Raw genomic sequence first — 17,289 nt, 5'->3', positions numbered from 1 at the left:
CAGGCAATGCAGTGGGTTACACGCCGCCAGCGGTGAGCTTTTCCGGATCCAGCAGGGTTTCCAGCTGGCTGCGCGGCAGATCGGTGTGTTCAAGCGCGACATCGATGATCGGACGGCCTTGCTGATAGGCCTTCTTGGCAATCTCGGCGGCCTTCTGGTAGCCGATGATCGGGTTGAGTGCGGTGACCAGGATCGGATTGCGCGACAACGCTTCCTTGAGCTTGGCTTCGTTGACCTTGAAGCTGGCGATAGCCTTGTCGGCCAGCAGGCGACTGACGTTCGCCAGCAGTTCGATACTGCTCAACAGATTCTGGGCGATGATCGGCAGCATCACGTTCAGTTCGAAGTTGCCTGACTGCCCGGCCACGGTGATCGCACTGTCGTTGCCGATGACCTGCGCCGCCACCATCGCGGTAGCCTCCGGGATCACCGGATTGACCTTGCCCGGCATGATCGACGATCCCGGCTGCAAGGCTTCCAGCTCGATCTCGCCGAGGCCGGCCAGGGGGCCGGAGTTCATCCAGCGCAGGTCGTTGGCGATCTTCATCAGCGACACCGCGGTGGTTTTCAACTGACCGGACACCGCGACAGCCGTGTCCTGGGAGCCGATCAGCGCAAACAGGTTATGGCCCGGGGTGAATTGCACATGGGTCAAGGCGCTCAGTTGCCGACTGAACAGCTCGGCGAACTGCGGGTGGGCATTGATCCCGGTGCCGACCGCCGTACCGCCCTGGGCCAGGGATTGCAGGCTCGGCAGCAGGTCCCGCAGATGCTGGACATTGGCCTTGAGTTGCGCCGCCCAGCCGTTGAGTACCTGGCTCAGGCGAACCGGCATGGCGTCCATCAGGTGGGTACGGCCGGTCTTGATAAACGGATGGACCTGCCCGGCCTTGGCTTCGGTGACCTGCACCAGGTGCGCCAGTGCCGGCAGCAATTGTTCGTGCAACGCCAGGGCGGCGCTGACATGAATGGTGGTCGGGATGATGTCGTTGCTGCTTTGCCCGCAATTGACGTGGTCGTTGGGGTTGACCGGCTCGCCGAGCAAACGGCTGGCGAGGGTCGCGATCACTTCGTTGGCATTCATGTTGGAGCTGGTGCCGGAGCCGGTCTGATAGATATCCACCGGGAAATGCGCCATGAAGTCGCCTTCCAGCAGGCCCTGGCAGGCATCGACGATGGCCTTGCCCTGAGCAGCGCTCAACTGCCGCAATTCGACGTTGGCCTGGGCCGCCGCCGCCTTGGCGAGGATCAGCGCACGGATGAATTGCGTCGGCATGCGCAGGCGACTGATGGGAAAGTTGTTCACCGCGCGCTGGGTCTGGGCACCATACAAGGCCTCGGCCGGCACCTGCAGTTCGCCCATGCTGTCGCGTTCGATACGGGTATTACTCATCGGGGAATCCTTGCACCAGTTCAGTCAGGGGAATGGAAGGCAGCAGCGAACAGGTCGCCAACTGCCAGGCAAAGCTTTGCCAGCGGCGCAACCGACAGTTGCACAGCGCCTGGCGCTCCAGGTCGCGCAGCGGACGCCAGGCCTGGTCCAGGCACAACGAACGCCAGTGCCAGGGCAACGCGGTGTCGGCGGCCGTGTCGAGCAACAGGCGAAAGGCGGTTTCGGCAATGGTCCACGGCGAGGTGGCCGTACAGCAGGCCAGATAGCGGCCTTCGGCGAGGTAGTGCTCGATCAGCCGGGGTTCATCCGGCAGCAATGCGCAGCGGATCTGGCGGCTCATCCAGCGCCAGCTTTCCAGGTAGGGTTGCTCATGCAAGGCAGAACTCATGACCCAGGCTCATTCGATAATGAGATTTATTATTATATGATATTGAGAATCAAGACAAGCACATAAGCCTATCTATCAGCGGCGGGAGCCAGGCAAAAAAAAGCGTGTCACCCAGTGGGTGACACGCTTCGTGTGCAGCCGGCCAGCGGAATCAGCTGCCCGCCACGGTCATCCGCTCGATCAGTACCGAGCCTGTGCGGATATTGCTGCGCAGTTCGAGATCGCTGCCAACGGCGACGATCTGCTTGAACATGTCGCGCATATTGCCGGCAATGGTCACTTCCTGGACCGGGAACTGGATTTCGCCGTTCTCGACCCAGAAACCCGCCGCGCCGCGGGAGTAGTCACCGGTGACCATGTTCAGGCCATGGCCCATCAGTTCGGTGACCAGCAGGCCACGGCCCATGCGACGGATCAGGGCATCCTGATCCTCGACGCCGTGGGTGACGAACAGATTGTGCACGCCACCGGAGTTGGCGGTACTCGGCAGGCCCAGCTTGCGCCCCGAATACGTGCCCAGCACATAGGACACCAGGGTGCCATTTTCGACGAACGGCTTGGCGTAGGTCGCCAGGCCATCACCGTCGAATGCCGAGCTGCCCATGGCGCGCATCAGATGCGGGCGCTCGTCGAGGGTCAGCCATTCCGGGAACAGGCGCTGTCCCATCGCGCCCTCGAGGAACGACGACTTGCGGTACAGGTTGCCGCCGGAAATCGCCGAGAGGAAGCTGCCGAACAGGCCACCGGCCAGTTCCGCGGAAAACAGCACCGGGACTTCGCAGGTCGGGACCGGTCGCGCGCCCAGACGGCTGGCCGCCCGCTGCGCGGCTTTCTGGCCGATGATCACGGCGTCGGTCAGCAATTCGCCCTGGCGATTCACGTCATACCAGTAATCGCGCTGCATCTGCCCGTCGCCTTCGGCGATCATCACGCAGCTCAGGCTGTGGCGGGTCGACGCGGAACCGCCGATAAAGCCATGGCTGTTGCCATAGACACGGCAGCCCTGACCCGTGGTCAGCGTGGTGCCATCGGCATTCTTGATCCGTGGATCGGCATCGAACGCCGCCGCCTCACAGATCAGCGCCCGTTCGATGGCCTGCTCCGGAGTGATGTCCCACGCGTGGAACAGGTCGAAATCCTTCAGGTCCTTTGCCATCAGGGCGGCATCCGCCAGGCCCGAACTCTCGTCTTCGGAAGTATGTTTCGCGATCGCCAGCGCGGCCGCGACGGTTTCGCGAATCGCCTCTGCGCCACTGGCCGAAGTGCTGGCCGAGCCCTTGCGCTGTCCCACATACAGGGTGATGCCAAAGCCCTGGTCGCGGTTGAACTCGACCGTCTCCACTTCCCGCTGGCGCACCGAAGTCGACAAACCCTGCTCCAGGGACACCGCCACTTCACAGGCACTGGCGCCCTGGCGCTTGGCTTCGGCGAGAATCTGCTCGACCTGCTCCTGCAGTGCCGGCAAAGCCTGCGGGCCGACGCTTTGTGCTGCACTCATGGTTCTCTCCAATCAAATTCGGCTTTCGGTCAAGGTCTTCGAGCGACCGGGCCGGACAAGCGGCCCCCGACTGGTTATCATGGCGGCGTTTCTTTGCGGACTGCCACCATGGTTGATTCTTACGACGACTCCCTCGATGGGGAGAAAAGCAAAACCCAGGTCAAACGCGAGCTGCATGCTCTGGTTGATCTCGGCGAGCGCCTGACAACACTCAAGCCTGACCTGGTGGCAAAACTGCCACTGACCGACGGCTTGCGCCGTGCCCTGGCCGAAGCGCCGAAGCACACCGCGAATATCGCGCGTAAACGGCATATCCAGTTCATCGGCCGACTGATGCGCGACCAGGACACTGACGCCATCCTGGTGTTGCTGGACCAGCTCGACGCCTCCACCCGGCAATACAACGAACGCTTCCACAATCTCGAACGCTGGCGCGATCGCCTGATCGCAGGCGCCGACGATGTGCTGGAAAAGTTCGTCGCCGACTATCCCGATGCGGATCGTCAGCAACTGCGTTCCCTGATTCGCCAGGCCCAGCACGAACTTGCCCAGAGCAAGCCGCCGTCTGCCAGCCGTAAAATCTTCAAGTACATCCGGGAGCTGGACGAAACTCAACGCGGCCTGCGCTGATCTTCGTCACGGGTGAGTGCCGTTGGCGCTCACCCGAGGCTCCGCCTTCCTACGACCCCGTGCCACCCACGGTGATCGCATCGATTTTCAGGGTCGGCTGACCGACACCCACCGGCACCGATTGCCCATCCTTGCCACAGGTTCCCACGCCGCTGTCCAGCGCCAGGTCGTTACCGACCATCGACACCTTGCTCATGGCTTCCGGGCCGTTGCCGATCAGCGTCGCCCCCTTGACCGGCGCGGTGATCTTGCCGTCCTCGATCAGGTAGGCCTCGCTGGTGGAGAACACGAACTTGCCGCTGGTGATATCGACCTGGCCACCGCCGAGGTTGGCGCAGTAGATGCCCCGCTTCACCGAAGCGATGATTTCCGCCGGATCGCTTTCGCCCCCCAGCATGTAGGTATTGGTCATGCGCGGCATCGGCAGGTGCGCGTAGGACTCGCGACGACCGTTGCCGGTCCGCGCCACGCCCATCAGCCGGGCATTCAACTTGTCCTGCATATAGCCCTTGAGCACGCCGTTTTCGATCAGCGTGGTGCACTCGGTCGGCGTGCCTTCGTCATCGACACTGAGGGAGCCGCGGCGCCCGGCCAGGGTGCCGTCATCGACGATGGTGCAGAGCTTGGACGCAACCATCTCGCCCATCCGCCCGCTGTAGGCCGAACTGCCCTTGCGGTTGAAATCGCCTTCCAGGCCATGGCCGACCGCTTCGTGCAGCAGGACCCCGGACCAGCCGGAGCCGAGCACCACCGGCAAGGTACCGGCCGGAGCGGGAATCGCTTCCAGATTGACCAGTGCCTGGCGCAAGGCCTCGCGGGCATAGCCCATGGCACGGTCTTCGCTGAGGAAATAACGGTAGTCGGTACGACCGCCGCCGCCATGCCCGCCACGCTCGCGCCGGCCGTTCTGCTCGACGATCACGCTGACATTGAAGCGCACCAGCGGGCGCACGTCCGCCGCCAGGCCGCCATCGGTGGAGGCGACGAGAATCCGTTCCCAGACCCCCGCCATGCTCACCGAGACCTGCTGGATACGCGGGTCCAGGGCACGGGTGGCGATGTCGACACGCTTGAGCAACTCGACCTTCTCGGCACGGGTCATGACATCCAGCGGGTTGTCAGGGGCGTAGAGCTGCGCCACATCCCGGGTGGAGAAGGCCTGCACCGTACCGTTCTGCCCGGCGCGGGAAATCGAACGGGCCGCACGCGCGGCCGACCCCAGGGCTTCGAGGGTGATCGCGTTGCTGTAGGCAAACCCGGTTTTTTCCCCGGACTGGGCGCGTACGCCGACCCCCTGGTCCAGGTTGAAACTGCCTTCCTTGACGATGCCGTCTTCGAGGGACCAGGACTCGGAAATCTGCCCCTGGAAATACAGGTCGGCGGCGTCGATGCCCGGACCGGCCAGGTCACCAAGGACCGATTGAAGGTTTTCGAGCGTCACGCCACCCGGCGCCAACAGGTGTTCACTGACTGAGGACAACAACTCGCTCATAGGTTTTGCGCCTTATTTCGTCATTCCGATGCAGGCCGCCGTGCGCCCTGCGAGAAAAAGCGCCGATGGCTCGCCACCGGCATTCGCGCCCGTATGGACGCCTGTTCAGTACTGTCGCGCTCGGCCAGCAACACCGCTTCGCCTTGATCCTGTTCAGCGACGATACGCCCCCACGGGTCGACGATCGCCGCATGGCCAAAGGTTTCCCGTGGCCCCGGGTGCACACCGCCCTGGGCGGCGGCCAACACATAACACTGGGTCTCGATGGCCCGCGCACGAATCAGGATGTCCCAATGCGCCGCGCCGGTCACCGCGGTAAACGCCGACGGCGCGGTGATCAGCTCGGCCCCGGCCTGGCGCAACTCGCTGTACAACTCGGGAAAGCGCAAGTCGTAGCACACGCTCAGGCCCAGCCGTCCGACCGGCGTATCGGCCACCACCACCCGGCTACCATGAGCATAGTCATCGGATTCGCGATAACGCCCACGATTATCCGCCACGTCGACATCGAACAGGTGCAGCTTGTCGTAGCGGGCCACCGTCTCACCCTGCTCGTCGACCAGCAACGAGCAGGCATTGGCCTTCGCCTGCGGCTGGTCGACCGGCGGTAGCGGCAAGGTGCCCGCCACTATCCATAACCTGAGGTCACGGGCGGTCTGTTTCAACCATGGCAGGATCGGTCCTTCGCCGAGTGCTTCGGCGCGACCGATGGCGGCGACATCCCGACGGCCCATGGCGGCGAAGTTTTCCGGCAGCACCGCCAGGCGCGCGCCGCCTTCGGCCGCTTGCTCGAGCAGGCGGCGGGCCTGGCTCAGGTTGGCCAGCACATCGCTCTGGCTGACCATCTGGATGACGGAGAAAGTCATGGCGCACTCCTTGAAAGGTAGGCAACCATGCTACTCCATGGCGCTCTACTTGGACTTCTCAAAAGGCTTGTCGAAGGTGATTTTCGGTTCTTTCCACGGGCCGGTGACGCTGTACTTCACGCTGGCGAAACGGGCGACCCGGTCGCCGATCAGCTTGTCGATCAGGAACAGCGCACCGCCGATGGCCGGGGCACCGACGATCAAGGCGGCGATCGGCAGGTTGTTGGTCACCGGCAAGGTCACCAGCAGCTTGGCATCGACCCGGTCGGCCACCATGTCCAGCGTGCCATTGAGCTCGAGATTACTCGACGGTCCGGTCAGGGTAATCGGATCGCGGGTGACATAGACGCCATCGCTGGCTACCAGCACCCCCTTGACCCGGTCATAGCTCAGGCCTTTGCCGAGCAGGTCGGAGAAGTCCAGGCGCAGGCGACGGCCGATGGAGTTGAAGTTCAGCAAGCCGAACACCCGCAGTGCCTGGGCTCCGCCCTCGACTTCGACGAACTGACCCTTGCGCAGGGTCGCATCCAGGCTGCCGGAGAAACGCTTGAGCCCGACCCAGGCCGGCGAGCCGGGCCAGCGACCGTCGACATCGAGGTGGAAATCCTCGCTGGTCACGGTCGGCGCGAAGCTCCAGGCCTTCAGCACATCCGCCAGGTTCTTGCCTTCCACACGACCGTTGATCCAGCTGTTGCTGCTGCCCGGCACGCCTTCCCAGCCACCGTTGCCCTGGAGTTGCATGCCCTTGAGGCCCAGGTCGAGATCGTTGAGCCTGACTCCCTTGGGTGTCGGCCGGGCCTTGAGCGACCACGCCCCGACCAGGTCCTGGCCCTGGAACAGTTGGTCGATGCTGATATCCAGCGCCGGGATCTGCCGTGGATCCGCCGAGGCCAGCGGGTCCGGGGCATTTTCATCGGCCACCACGCTCGGATCCGGTGCTGGCAATCGCACGTAGGCCAGCTTGACGCCAATCGGCGCGCCCTTGGCATCCGGCAGGGTCACGCTGCCCTTGGCCTGCTGGCTGTCGATCATCAGGCCCCAGGCCGTGGCGCTGCGGGCCATCTGCAGGCTCACCTGGTCGAAACGGGTACCAAAGCCGGTGAGCTTGTCGACCTTGAAGTCGGCGCTGCTGAGCAGCTGCTTGGCATTGCCGCCGGGATCCTGGCCGGCATAACGGTCAACCACCGCTTTCCAAGGCTCCAGGTCCAGTTCCGAGAGCACGCCACGCACGCGCAAACCCTTGGTCGTCGGCAGCTGGGCATCGCCATCACCGAGGAACAGTTCGCCACGACCGTCGCCGAACTTGCCGCCCGGCGCGGCAAAGGTGAAGTTCGCCAGCTCGCCATAGTCGAACCAGTAGCGGCGCTCGGCACCTTGCAGGGTCATGCGGAACACGCTGTCGCGGCCCTGGCTGGCCGGCATGCCAAAGGGCGCGGGCAGGTCGACGGCAACGCCCTTGAGGTTGGAGTTGATGATCAACTGGCTGTCGGCGCCGTCGAGGTTCAACTGCAACTGATAGGGCAGGTCACCGGTGACCGGCAGCGGCTGGCTGACACCCAGCCAGTCGGTGAGTTTCTTGATCGCCACCTGGCCCTTGGCGGTGACCCGGGTACCGAGATCCCCGGGCTTGCCGACGGCAGCGATCTGCGCGGTGATGGGCCGGTCGAATGCCTGGGCGGTGATCGCGTCGCCGCTCAAGCCCTTGGCACTGTCAAAACGGAAAGCGCCCTTGAGCTGGGTCAGCTCCAGGGCCGGATCGGCCAGTTTCAGCCGCGCCTTGTCGGTGGCGAAATCCACCAGGATCTTCGGCTCCTCGCCTTTCTCCAGGGGAATATCCAGCTTGACCTGGCCTTTCAGCTCACCTTCGCCCTGCCAGCCGGCAAAGGTCGCGGCGGTGCCGATCGGTGCTTCCTGGAGAATCTTCAGGCCATCGCCCAGGCCGCCGGCAAAACCACCGTCGAGAAACATGTGCGGGGCCTTGCCCTGCGACGAGTGGGGAATGTTGACCACGACATCACTGACCTGGGTGTCGAGCAACTGGCCCTTGCTGGCCTTGATCCGCACCCCACTGTTTTCGATGAAGACATCGCCGCTGACCTTGCTGACATGCGGCCAACCCGGCTGAAACGCCAGCTCGGCGTCATGGACCTTGAAGAACAGGCTGATATTCTGCGCGGCGGCCACGGCATCATGGTCCAGCGAACCCTGGTACTGGAAGAAGCCCTGTTCCACCGCGCCATGGAGGATCGAGGTGCGCAGCCACTCGTCCAGAGACGGACTCAGCACCGCCGGCAGGTATTTCGGAGTAAAGCGCCCGTCCCCGTCCACCAGGCCGACCCGCAGGTCCATGTAGTCTTCCTGGTCACGCTCGAAATGCAGGCGGATCAGGAAGTCGGCGGCGATCTTGCCTTCTTCCCCCAGCACCTTGATATAGGGGGCGATCAGGGTGAACCCCTGCTGGTCGAGTTTCCAGGTCAGGCGGGCGTTGGCCTGGATGTACTGCCAGGGCTTGTTGAAGATCGGATACAGGAACAGCGAGAAGTCCTTGCTGTCCATGCGCAGTTCACCCTGGCCGAGGTCGCCGCTGATGCTGCCGCTGACATTGCGCGCCGCCGGCGCACCGTGATAGGCGTCGAAACCGACCCGCTCCAGGTTGGCCTCGAAGCTGAGACGGCGGTCACCGGTTTCCTGGGGACGGTAATCGAGCAGCACGTTGCGCAAGGCACCGGTGACCTTCAGGTGATCGATGACGGTCGCCAGGCCTTCCGGCAGCGGTGCCAGGCCATCGAGCAACGGCGTGATCGGCGTCAGGTCGAGGCGGTCGGCCTGCACATGCCACAACTCCCCGGCCTTGTCGGTCGCCGCCGTCTGCTGCAATTGCAGATGGGACTCCCAGCGGGTCTTGCCCAGGTTCATCGCCAGGGAGTCGAGCAACAGGCTGAAACCCTGGTCGTTGCGCTGCAGGTAGGCGTTGAGGGCCAGGTTCTCGATCTTCACCGGCTTGCGGTCGGCGTAGGCACCGCGAAATTGCGGGGCATTGAGACGTGCCACGGCGCTTTGCACCGTGCCATCGGCCCACTTCAACCAGAATTCGCCGCCGGCCTTGAGCTCGGCGACGTTCCATTTCTGTTTCAGGCTCGCCGGCAACCAGCGCGCCCAGTCGCTCTGCGGCAGGCTCAGGTAGGCGTCGGCGGAACCCTGGCGCCAGGCGCCGGCCTGCAAACGGGTACTCAGGTTGAACGCCAGGGGCTGGCCATCGGGCAGGGTCAGGCGCATGTCGAGGCGCTGGCGGGACAGGCCGGTCTGCAGGTTCAGGCCGACATAGGTCAGGGTCAGCGGCGATTCGCCGAACGGTTCCAGGGTCACCTGGCTGTCCAGCACCGACAGTTGCGCGACCATCTGCAGGCGGTTCAGCAGTTGCTCGGGGTCCAGCGGCTGGCCGTCCGACTGTGGCAATCCTTCGAGGGCCCACTGACCCTCCTTGTCCTGCCGCAGGTTCAACTGCAGGCCATTGAGTTCCAGACGGGCAATGCGCACTTCGCGGGCCAGCAGGCTGGCCCAGATATCCGGGATCACCTGCACCTGGTCCAGGCGCAACGCCGAAACACCGGCACCGACCGTCACATCGTGGGCCAGCAGCACCGGCGCCAGGCCGCTCCAGCGTCCTTCCAGGCTGCCGATGGACAGCGGCATGCCCAGCGCGGCCTGCGCCTTGCCCTCGACATCGGCGCGGTACTCGGCCACCAGCGGCACGAACTGCCGCCCCAGGCTGGCATACAAGGCCACCAGCACCAGCAACAACGCACAGATACCCAGGCCCCAGCGGGTCAACGCGGCGACAAAGCGTGTCAGACGCTCCATGTCAGTGGCCCCTCAGGCAAGGTTCGATCAACAGGCCAACGCCAGCCAGCATGGACAGTGTATGTACAGAGCAGGGAATCAGAGCAGCACCACGTCGTATTGTTCCTGGGAATACATGGTTTCGACCTGGAAACGGATGGTCCGTCCGATAAACCCCTCCAGCTCCGCGACATTGCCCGACTCTTCATCCAGCAGGCGGTCAACGACTTTCTGGTTGGCCAGCACTCTATAACCTTCGGCCTGATAGGCACGGGCCTCCCGCAGGATCTCGCGGAAAATCTCGTAACAAACCGTCTCCGGGGTCTTCAGCTTGCCGCGCCCCTGGCAACTACTGCACGGCTCGCAGAGCACCTGCTCAAGACTTTCGCGGGTGCGCTTGCGGGTCATCTGCACCAGGCCCAGCTCGGTGATCCCGATGATGTTGGTCTTGGCGTGATCGCGTTCCAGCTGCTTTTCCAGGGTCCGCAGCACCTGGCGCTGGTGCTCTTCGTCTTCCATGTCGATGAAGTCGATGATGATGATCCCGCCGAGGTTGCGCAGGCGCAGTTGGCGGGCAATCGCGGTGGCCGCTTCGAGATTGGTCTTGAAGATGGTTTCTTCGAGGTTGCGATGACCGACAAAGGCCCCGGTGTTGACGTCGATGGTGGACATGGCTTCCGCCGGGTCGACCACCAGGTAGCCGCCGGACTTGAGCGGCACCTTGCGCTCCAGGGCTTTCTGGATCTCGTCCTCGACACCGTAGAGGTCGAAGATCGGCCGCTCGCCGGGATAGTGTTCGAGACGATCGGCAATTTCCGGCATCAACTCGGCGACGAACTGCGTGGTCTTCTGGAAGGTTTCCCGGGAGTCGATGCGGATCTTCTCGATCTTCGGGCTGACCAGGTCACGCAGGGTCCGCAGCGCCAGGCCGAGGTCCTCGTAGATGACATTGGGCGCACCGATGGTCTTGATCTGCGCGCCGATCTGATCCCAGAGCCGGCGCAGGTAGCGGATATCCATCATGATCTCGTCAGCCCCCGCCCCTTCGGCGGCGGTGCGCAGGATAAAGCCGCCGGCTTCCTTGATGCCTTCCTGGGCCACGCAATCGCTGACGACCTTCTTCAACCGGTCGCGCTCGGCTTCCTCTTCGATCTTCAGCGAAATGCCGACATGGGCGGTACGCGGCATGTACACCAGGTAACGCGAGGGAATCGACAGTTGCGTGGTCAGGCGCGCGCCCTTGGTACCGATGGGGTCCTTGGTGACTTGCACCACCAGGCTCTGCCCTTCGTGAACCAGGGCGCTGATGCTTTCCACCGCCGGGCCTTCGCGCATGGAAATTTCCGAGGCATGGATAAAGGCCGCCCGATCCAGCCCGATATCGACGAACGCCGCCTGCATGCCCGGCAGGACCCGCACCACCTTGCCCTTGTAGATATTGCCGACGATACCGCGCTTCTGCGTACGCTCGACATGCACCTCTTGCAACACACCGTTTTCTACCACCGCCACGCGCGATTCCATCGGCGTGATGTTGATCAGGATCTCTTCACTCATGGCTGGGTCTCGTTCAGGCGTGTTCACAATAATTGCCGTTCACTGGAGTGCGGCAATCAGCGCACGATAAGGTTTTGCCAACAGGGTATGCCGAAATGGCCGAGCAGTTCTGCGGTTTCGCACACCGGCAAGCCCACCACGCCCGAATAGCTGCCGTTCAGGCCCTCGACGAAAACCGCGGCAAGGCCTTGAATGGCATAGCTTCCAGCCTTGTCCCGAGGCTCGCCGCTGGACCAGTAGGCAGATGCCTCTTCTGTTTTGATCGTACGAAATTTCACCAGGCTGCGAACCACCCGCGACTCGCACCGATCACCGTCCAACAGCGCGATGGCGGTGAGCACTTCGTGCTCGCGAGCGGACAATGCCAGCAGCGTGGCCACCGCATCCGCCTCATCCAGCGGCTTGCCGAGAATCCGTCCGTCCAGCACCACGGCGGTATCGGCACCCAGCACACAGAACGTCGCCGCGACCTGGCGACTCGCCAACAGGCCCTGGCCGGCTGCCGCCTTGCCGCGCGCCAGGCGCTCGACATAGGCCGCCGGAGTCTCATCCATCAGGGGAGTTTCATCGATATCCGCGCTGATCGCGGTGAAGGGCACGCCGATCTGGGTGAGCAGTTCACGCCGACGCGGCGAGCCGGAGGCCAGGTAGAGCGGGGTCATGGGGACATCTCCGTGTCGGGGCGCTTTATCGGGGCTCTTCATCAGCATCAGCATCATCACCAGCTCACGGGCATTCGACGCGATCGGTCAGTTGACCTTGTAGCGTCGACGCAGCCCGCGCAAACCGAAGCTGATCCACGGCCAGAGCAGGGCACTGACCAGCGCCGGCAGCACCAGCGCCAGGGTCGGCTGGCGGTTGCCGGTCAGGGCGCTGAGCCACAGCTGCACCAGCTGCGCCAGGCCGAAGATCACCAGGATCACCAGGCTCTGCTGCCACATCGGGAACATGCGCAGGCGCTGTTGCAGCGACAGCACCAGGAAGGTGATCAACGTAAGGATCAAGGCGTTCTGCCCGAGCAGGGTGCCGTAGAGCACGTCCTCGGCCAGGCCCAGCAGGAATGCGGTGACCATGCCGATCTTGTGCGGCAGGTACAGCGACCAGAAAGCCAGCAGCAACGCCAGCCACAGTGGACGGAGGATTTCCATGAACTGCGGCAACGGCGAAACACTGAGCAGCAGGCCGACGGCAAAGGTCAGCCAGACGATCCAGCCATTACGCGAAAGAGTAGCGCCCGCCATTATTCCTCCTGCCGTTGGGTGGACGGTGCAGCCGCGGGCGGCTTGGCCGCTGGCTTGGTGGCCGCGGGTTTGACGGCCGCCGGCTTGGGTGCCGGTGTCGCATGGGCCGGGGCGCTGGTGCTGGTGGCATGCGCCGGTGGCTTGCTCGCCGGGGCTGGCGCCGCAGGTGCCGCGCTCGCCGCAGCCGCCGCCGCAGCCGGTTTCGGTACGGTCGCCGGAACGATCGGCGCACCGTCGCCCTGCTTGTCGGCTTCCTGGGCCTGGGCCGCTTCGTTGGCGCGCTCTTCCGGGGTACGGCTGTCGCTGAACACCAGCAGCAGGTAGCGACTGCGGTTGAGGGCGGCGGTCGGCACGGCGCGGACAATGGCGAAAGGCTGGCCGGAGTCGTGGATCACTTCCTTGACCGTCGCCACCGGGTAACCGGCCGGGAAGCGCTGGCCCAGGCCGGAACTGACCAGCAGGTCGCCCTCCTTGATGTCGGCGGTGTCGGCGACGTGGCGCAGTTCCAGGCGCTCGGGGTTGCCGGTACCGCTGGCGATGGCGCGCAAACCGTTGCGGTTGACCTGCACCGGAATGCTGTGGGTGGTGTCGGTGAGCAACAGGACGCGGGAGGTGTACGGCATCAACTCGACCACCTGGCCCATCAGGCCACGGGCGTCGAGCACCGGTTGACCAAGTACCACGCCGTCGCGCTCACCCTTGTTGATGATGATGCGATGGGTGAACGGGTTGGGGTCCATGCCGATCAATTCGGCGACTTCGACCTTCTCGTTGACCAGCGCCGACGAGTTGAGCAATTCGCGCAGGCGCACGTTCTGCTCGGTCAGGGCCGCGAGTTTCTGCAGGCGCCCTTGCAGCAGCAGGTTTTCGGTCTGGAGTTTTTCGTTCTCGGCGACCAGTTCGGTACGACTGCCGAACTGACTGGCCACGCCTTGCCACAACCGTTGCGGCAGGTCGGTAATCCAGTATGACTGCATCAGCACCAGCGACATCTGGCTGCGCACGGGCTTGAGCAGTGTGAAACGGGCATCGACCACCATCAGCGCGACCGATAGCACGACCAGCACCAACAAGCGCACGCCCAATGAGGGGCCTTTGGCGAAAAGCGGTTTAATAAGCCGCTCCTCCCAGGCAATGAGTCATTTTATTCATACGGCATCAAACCGGCCTGGATGAAGATTGACAGAAGATAAACGCAACAGGCAGCACTGCAAAGTGCTGCCTGTGAACGAACCATCATAGAGCCTGCCAGCGAACTCACTCGCTGGAAAGCAGGTCCATGGTGTGCTTATCCATCATTTCCAGGGCACGACCGCCACCACGGGCAACACAGGTCAGCGGATCTTCGGCGACGATCACCGGCAGGCCGGTTTCCTGGGCCAGCAGCTTGTCGAGGTCACGCAGCAACGCGCCACCACCGGTCAGCACCAGGCCACGCTCGGCGATGTCCGAGGCCAGCTCCGGAGGCGACTGCTCCAGGGCGCTCTTCACCGCCTGGACGATGGTCGCCAGGGATTCCTGCAGGGCTTCCAGCACTTCGTTGGAATTGAGGGTAAAGGCACGTGGCACGCCTTCAGCCAGGTTACGGCCGCGAACGTCGACTTCACGGACTTCGCCGCCCGGGTAGGCCGTACCGATTTCCTGCTTGATGCGCTCGGCGGTGGATTCGCCGATCAGGCTGCCGTAGTTGCGGCGCACGTAGGTGATGATCGCTTCGTCGAAACGGTCGCCACCAACCCGTACGGATTCGGCATAGACCACGCCGTTCAGGGAGATCAGCGCGATTTCAGTGGTACCGCCACCGATATCGACGACCATCGAGCCACGGGCTTCTTCAACCGGCAGGCCGGCACCGATCGCGGCGGCCATCGGCTCTTCGATCAGGAAGACTTCGCGGGCACCGGCACCGAGGGCCGACTCACGGATCGCACGGCGCTCGACCTGGGTCGATTTGCACGGCACGCAGATCAGCACGCGAGGGCTTGGCTGCAGGAAGCTGTTTTCGTGAACCTTGTTGATGAAGTACTGCAGCATCTTTTCGCAGACGCTGAAGTCGGCGATCACGCCGTCCTTCATCGGACGAATGGCAGCAATGTTGCCCGGCGTACGACCGAGCATGCGCTTGGCTTCGGTACCGACGGCAACGACACTCTTCTGATTGCCATGGGTGCGAATCGCAACGACCGATGGCTCATTCAGGACGATACCGCGCTCGCGCACGTAGATAAGGGTGTTGGCTGTGCCCAGGTCGATGGAGAGATCGCTGGAAAACATGCCACGCAGTTTCTTGAACATTGGAAAGGGACCCTGGGCAACGCGTGGGTAAAAAAGTGCGGCAAACTCTAACAACGACGGGGATTTTGGGCAAGGCGCCAATATGTTAAATTAGGCGTTTTTCCGAGCACCATCCCATACAATCGCGGCCATGTGACCGTAAAAATGCGGTAGTGTTCCGATAATCCCGGATCAGTACGAAAACTAGTCGAGCGGCGATCGAGCGTGTTTTCAACGCAGCATGATCGTCGCGCAGGCAATTTCCGTGCAGAGCCTAACACACGGACAGCTTCCATTTTGTTTTCCACTGGAGATTCCCATGGCGCTTGACCGCTCCGACGTGGAAAAAATCGCTCACCTGGCCCGCCTGGGCCTGGTCGAAGCCGATCTTCCACGCACCACCGAAGCCCTGAACAGCATTCTGGGTCTGGTCGACCAGATGCAGGCTGTCGATACCGACGGTATCGAACCCCTTGCCCACCCTCTGGAAGCGAGCCAGCGCCTGCGCGCCGACGCCGTCACGGAGCGAAATAACCGCGAGGCTTATCAGTCCATCGCACCAGCGGTCGAAAACGGCCTGTACCTGGTTCCGAAAGTCATCGACTAAAGGGAAAGAGCCTGCAATGCATCAATTGACTCTGGCCGAGATCGCCCGCGGACTCGCCGACAAGAAGTTTTCCGCCGAAGAGCTGACCCGGACCCTGCTGGCGCGCATCGCCCAGCTCGATCCGCAGATCAACAGCTTTATCAGCTTGACCGAAGAACTGGCCCTGCAACAGGCCAAGGCCGCCGACGTACGGCGCGCCAGCGGCGAGAACGGTGCCCTGCTCGGCGCGCCGATCGGCCACAAGGACCTGTTCTGCACCCAGGGCGTGCGCACCAGTTGCGGCTCGAAGATGCTCGACAACTTCAAGGCGCCCTACGACGCCACCGTGGTTGCCAAACTGGCCGCTGCCGGCGCCGTGACGCTGGGCAAGACCAACATGGACGAATTCGCCATGGGTTCGGCCAACGAGTCGAGCTACTACGGCAAGGTCAGGAACCCGTGGAATCTGGAACACGTACCGGGCGGCTCGTCCGGTGGTTCTGCCGCCGCCGTGGCCGCACGCCTGCTGCCTGCCGCCACCGCGACCGACACCGGCGGTTCGATCCGCCAGCCGGCGGCGTTCACCAACCTCACCGGGCTGAAACCGACCTACGGTCGCGTTTCGCGCTGGGGCATGATCGCCTACGCCTCCAGCCTCGACCAGGGTGGCCCGCTGGCCCGCACCGCCGAAGACTGCGCCCTGCTGCTGCAAGGCATGGCCGGCTTCGACCCGCAGGACTCCACCAGCATCGATGAACCGGTACCGGACTACAGCGCCGGCCTGAACGACTCGATCCAGGGCCTGCGCATCGGTGTGCCGAAGGAATACTTCAGCGCCGGTCTCGACCCGCGCATCGCCGAACGGGTGCACGACAGCGTTAAGGAGCTGGAAAAGCTCGGCGCGGTGATCAAGGAAATCAGCCTGCCGAACAACCAGCACGCGATTCCGGCCTACTACGTGATCGCCCCGGCCGAAGCCTCGTCCAACCTGTCGCGTTTCGACGGCGTGCGCTTCGGTTATCGCTGCGAAGAGCCCAAGGACCTCGAAGACCTGTACAAACGCTCCCGTGGCGAAGGTTTCGGCGCGGAAGTGCAGCGTCGGATCATGGTCGGTGCCTATGCCCTGTCGGCCGGCTACTACGACGCCTATTACCTCAAGGCGCAGAAAATCCGTCGCCTGATCAAGAACGACTTCATGAGCGCCTTCAACGAGGTCGACGTCATTCTCGGCCCGACCACGCCCAACCCGGCCTGGAAGATCGGCGCCAAGAACAACGATCCGGTCGCCGAGTATCTGGAAGACTTCTACACCATCACCGCCAACCTCGCGGGTCTGCCGGGCTTGTCCATGCCTGCGGGCTTCGTCGACGGCTTGCCGGTCGGCGTGCAATTGCTTGCCCCGTATTTCCAGGAAGGCCGCTTGCTCAACGTTGCGCACCAGTATCAGTTGAACACTGACTGGCACACCCGCACCCCCCAGGGGTTTTGAAGCCGCTGCGCCCGGTAATGCTGCGTTGAAAGCTG

The 17,289-nt window shown here is 63.5% G+C and carries 14 protein-coding genes; 3 read left to right on the top strand and 11 right to left on the bottom strand.

The annotated features are described in order from the left end of the window. Positions 1-16: 16 nt before the first annotated feature. The 3 genes from KI243_RS05145 to pmbA all read right to left on the bottom strand — a co-directional run bounded on the left by KI243_RS05145 (position 17) and on the right by pmbA (position 3,279). On the bottom strand, positions 17-1,393 hold the full coding sequence (locus tag KI243_RS05145) for a class II fumarate hydratase (protein WP_017126538.1): 1,377 nt from the start codon (positions 1,391-1,393) through the stop codon (positions 17-19). Next, positions 1,386-1,781 (bottom strand): hypothetical protein, encoded by a 396-nt coding sequence (locus KI243_RS05140; RefSeq protein WP_017126539.1) that lies wholly within the window; start codon positions 1,779-1,781, stop codon positions 1,386-1,388. The genes KI243_RS05145 and KI243_RS05140 overlap by 8 nt, the downstream gene beginning before the upstream one ends. Positions 1,782-1,932: 151 nt before the next feature. Beyond that, a complete protein-coding gene (pmbA, locus tag KI243_RS05135; RefSeq protein WP_017126540.1) occupies positions 1,933-3,279 on the bottom strand; it encodes a metalloprotease PmbA in 1,347 nt (448 codons plus the stop codon). A gap of 108 nt (positions 3,280-3,387) precedes the next feature. Between pmbA and yjgA the strand changes: the two genes are divergently transcribed. Further along, positions 3,388-3,909: a ribosome biogenesis factor YjgA gene (gene yjgA / locus KI243_RS05130; RefSeq protein ID WP_103033066.1), complete on the top strand. Its 522-nt coding sequence runs from the start codon at positions 3,388-3,390 to the stop codon at positions 3,907-3,909. A gap of 49 nt (positions 3,910-3,958) precedes the next feature. Here yjgA and tldD read toward each other — a convergent pair whose 3' ends face one another. From tldD to mreB, 8 genes are all read right to left on the bottom strand, one after another. Next, positions 3,959-5,401 (bottom strand): metalloprotease TldD, encoded by a 1,443-nt coding sequence (tldD, locus tag KI243_RS05125; protein ID WP_017126542.1) that lies wholly within the window; start codon positions 5,399-5,401, stop codon positions 3,959-3,961. Between the two features lie 20 nt (positions 5,402-5,421). Then, entirely contained in the window at positions 5,422-6,267 is an 846-nt protein-coding gene (locus KI243_RS05120; RefSeq protein WP_177085502.1) for a carbon-nitrogen hydrolase family protein, read from the bottom strand. 45 nt (positions 6,268-6,312) lie between these two features. Next, positions 6,313-10,128, bottom strand: coding sequence for a YhdP family protein (locus KI243_RS05115; RefSeq protein ID WP_212810578.1), 3,816 nt, complete (start codon positions 10,126-10,128; stop codon positions 6,313-6,315). 78 nt (positions 10,129-10,206) lie between these two features. Continuing rightward, positions 10,207-11,664 carry a ribonuclease G gene (gene rng, locus KI243_RS05110; protein WP_017126544.1) on the bottom strand — a complete coding sequence of 486 codons (1,458 nt, stop codon included), beginning with the start codon at positions 11,662-11,664 and terminating at the stop codon, positions 10,207-10,209. Between the two features lie 56 nt (positions 11,665-11,720). Further along, on the bottom strand, positions 11,721-12,326 hold the full coding sequence (locus tag KI243_RS05105) for a nucleoside triphosphate pyrophosphatase (protein WP_212810577.1): 606 nt from the start codon (positions 12,324-12,326) through the stop codon (positions 11,721-11,723). Between the two features lie 87 nt (positions 12,327-12,413). After that, complete coding sequence (gene mreD / locus KI243_RS05100) at positions 12,414-12,905, bottom strand: rod shape-determining protein MreD (RefSeq protein WP_103032945.1); 492 nt, start codon at positions 12,903-12,905, stop codon at positions 12,414-12,416. Next, positions 12,905-14,020, bottom strand: a complete 1,116-nt coding sequence (mreC, locus tag KI243_RS05095; RefSeq protein WP_177146582.1) for a rod shape-determining protein MreC — start codon at positions 14,018-14,020, stop codon at positions 12,905-12,907. Before mreC ends, mreD begins: the two co-directional genes overlap by 1 nt. Positions 14,021-14,162: 142 nt before the next feature. Further along, on the bottom strand, positions 14,163-15,200 hold the full coding sequence (gene mreB / locus KI243_RS05090; RefSeq protein ID WP_002555108.1) for a rod shape-determining protein MreB: 1,038 nt from the start codon (positions 15,198-15,200) through the stop codon (positions 14,163-14,165). A 298-nt stretch (positions 15,201-15,498) separates the two neighbouring features. On the opposite strand from mreB, the gene gatC reads away from it, so the two are divergent. Together gatC and gatA are read left to right on the top strand one after the other, a co-directional pair. Further along, positions 15,499-15,786, top strand: a complete 288-nt coding sequence (gene gatC / locus KI243_RS05085; protein WP_017126548.1) for an Asp-tRNA(Asn)/Glu-tRNA(Gln) amidotransferase subunit GatC — start codon at positions 15,499-15,501, stop codon at positions 15,784-15,786. A gap of 16 nt (positions 15,787-15,802) precedes the next feature. Then, on the top strand, positions 15,803-17,254 hold the full coding sequence (gene gatA, locus KI243_RS05080) for an Asp-tRNA(Asn)/Glu-tRNA(Gln) amidotransferase subunit GatA (protein ID WP_212810576.1): 1,452 nt from the start codon (positions 15,803-15,805) through the stop codon (positions 17,252-17,254). Positions 17,255-17,289 lie beyond the last annotated feature (35 nt).

Source organism: Pseudomonas sp. Ost2 (genome assembly GCF_018326065.1).
GTDB lineage: Bacteria > Pseudomonadota > Gammaproteobacteria > Pseudomonadales > Pseudomonadaceae > Aquipseudomonas > Aquipseudomonas gingeri.
Note: the sequence above shows the minus strand (reverse complement) of the source record. Positions and strands in the feature narration are given on the sequence as shown.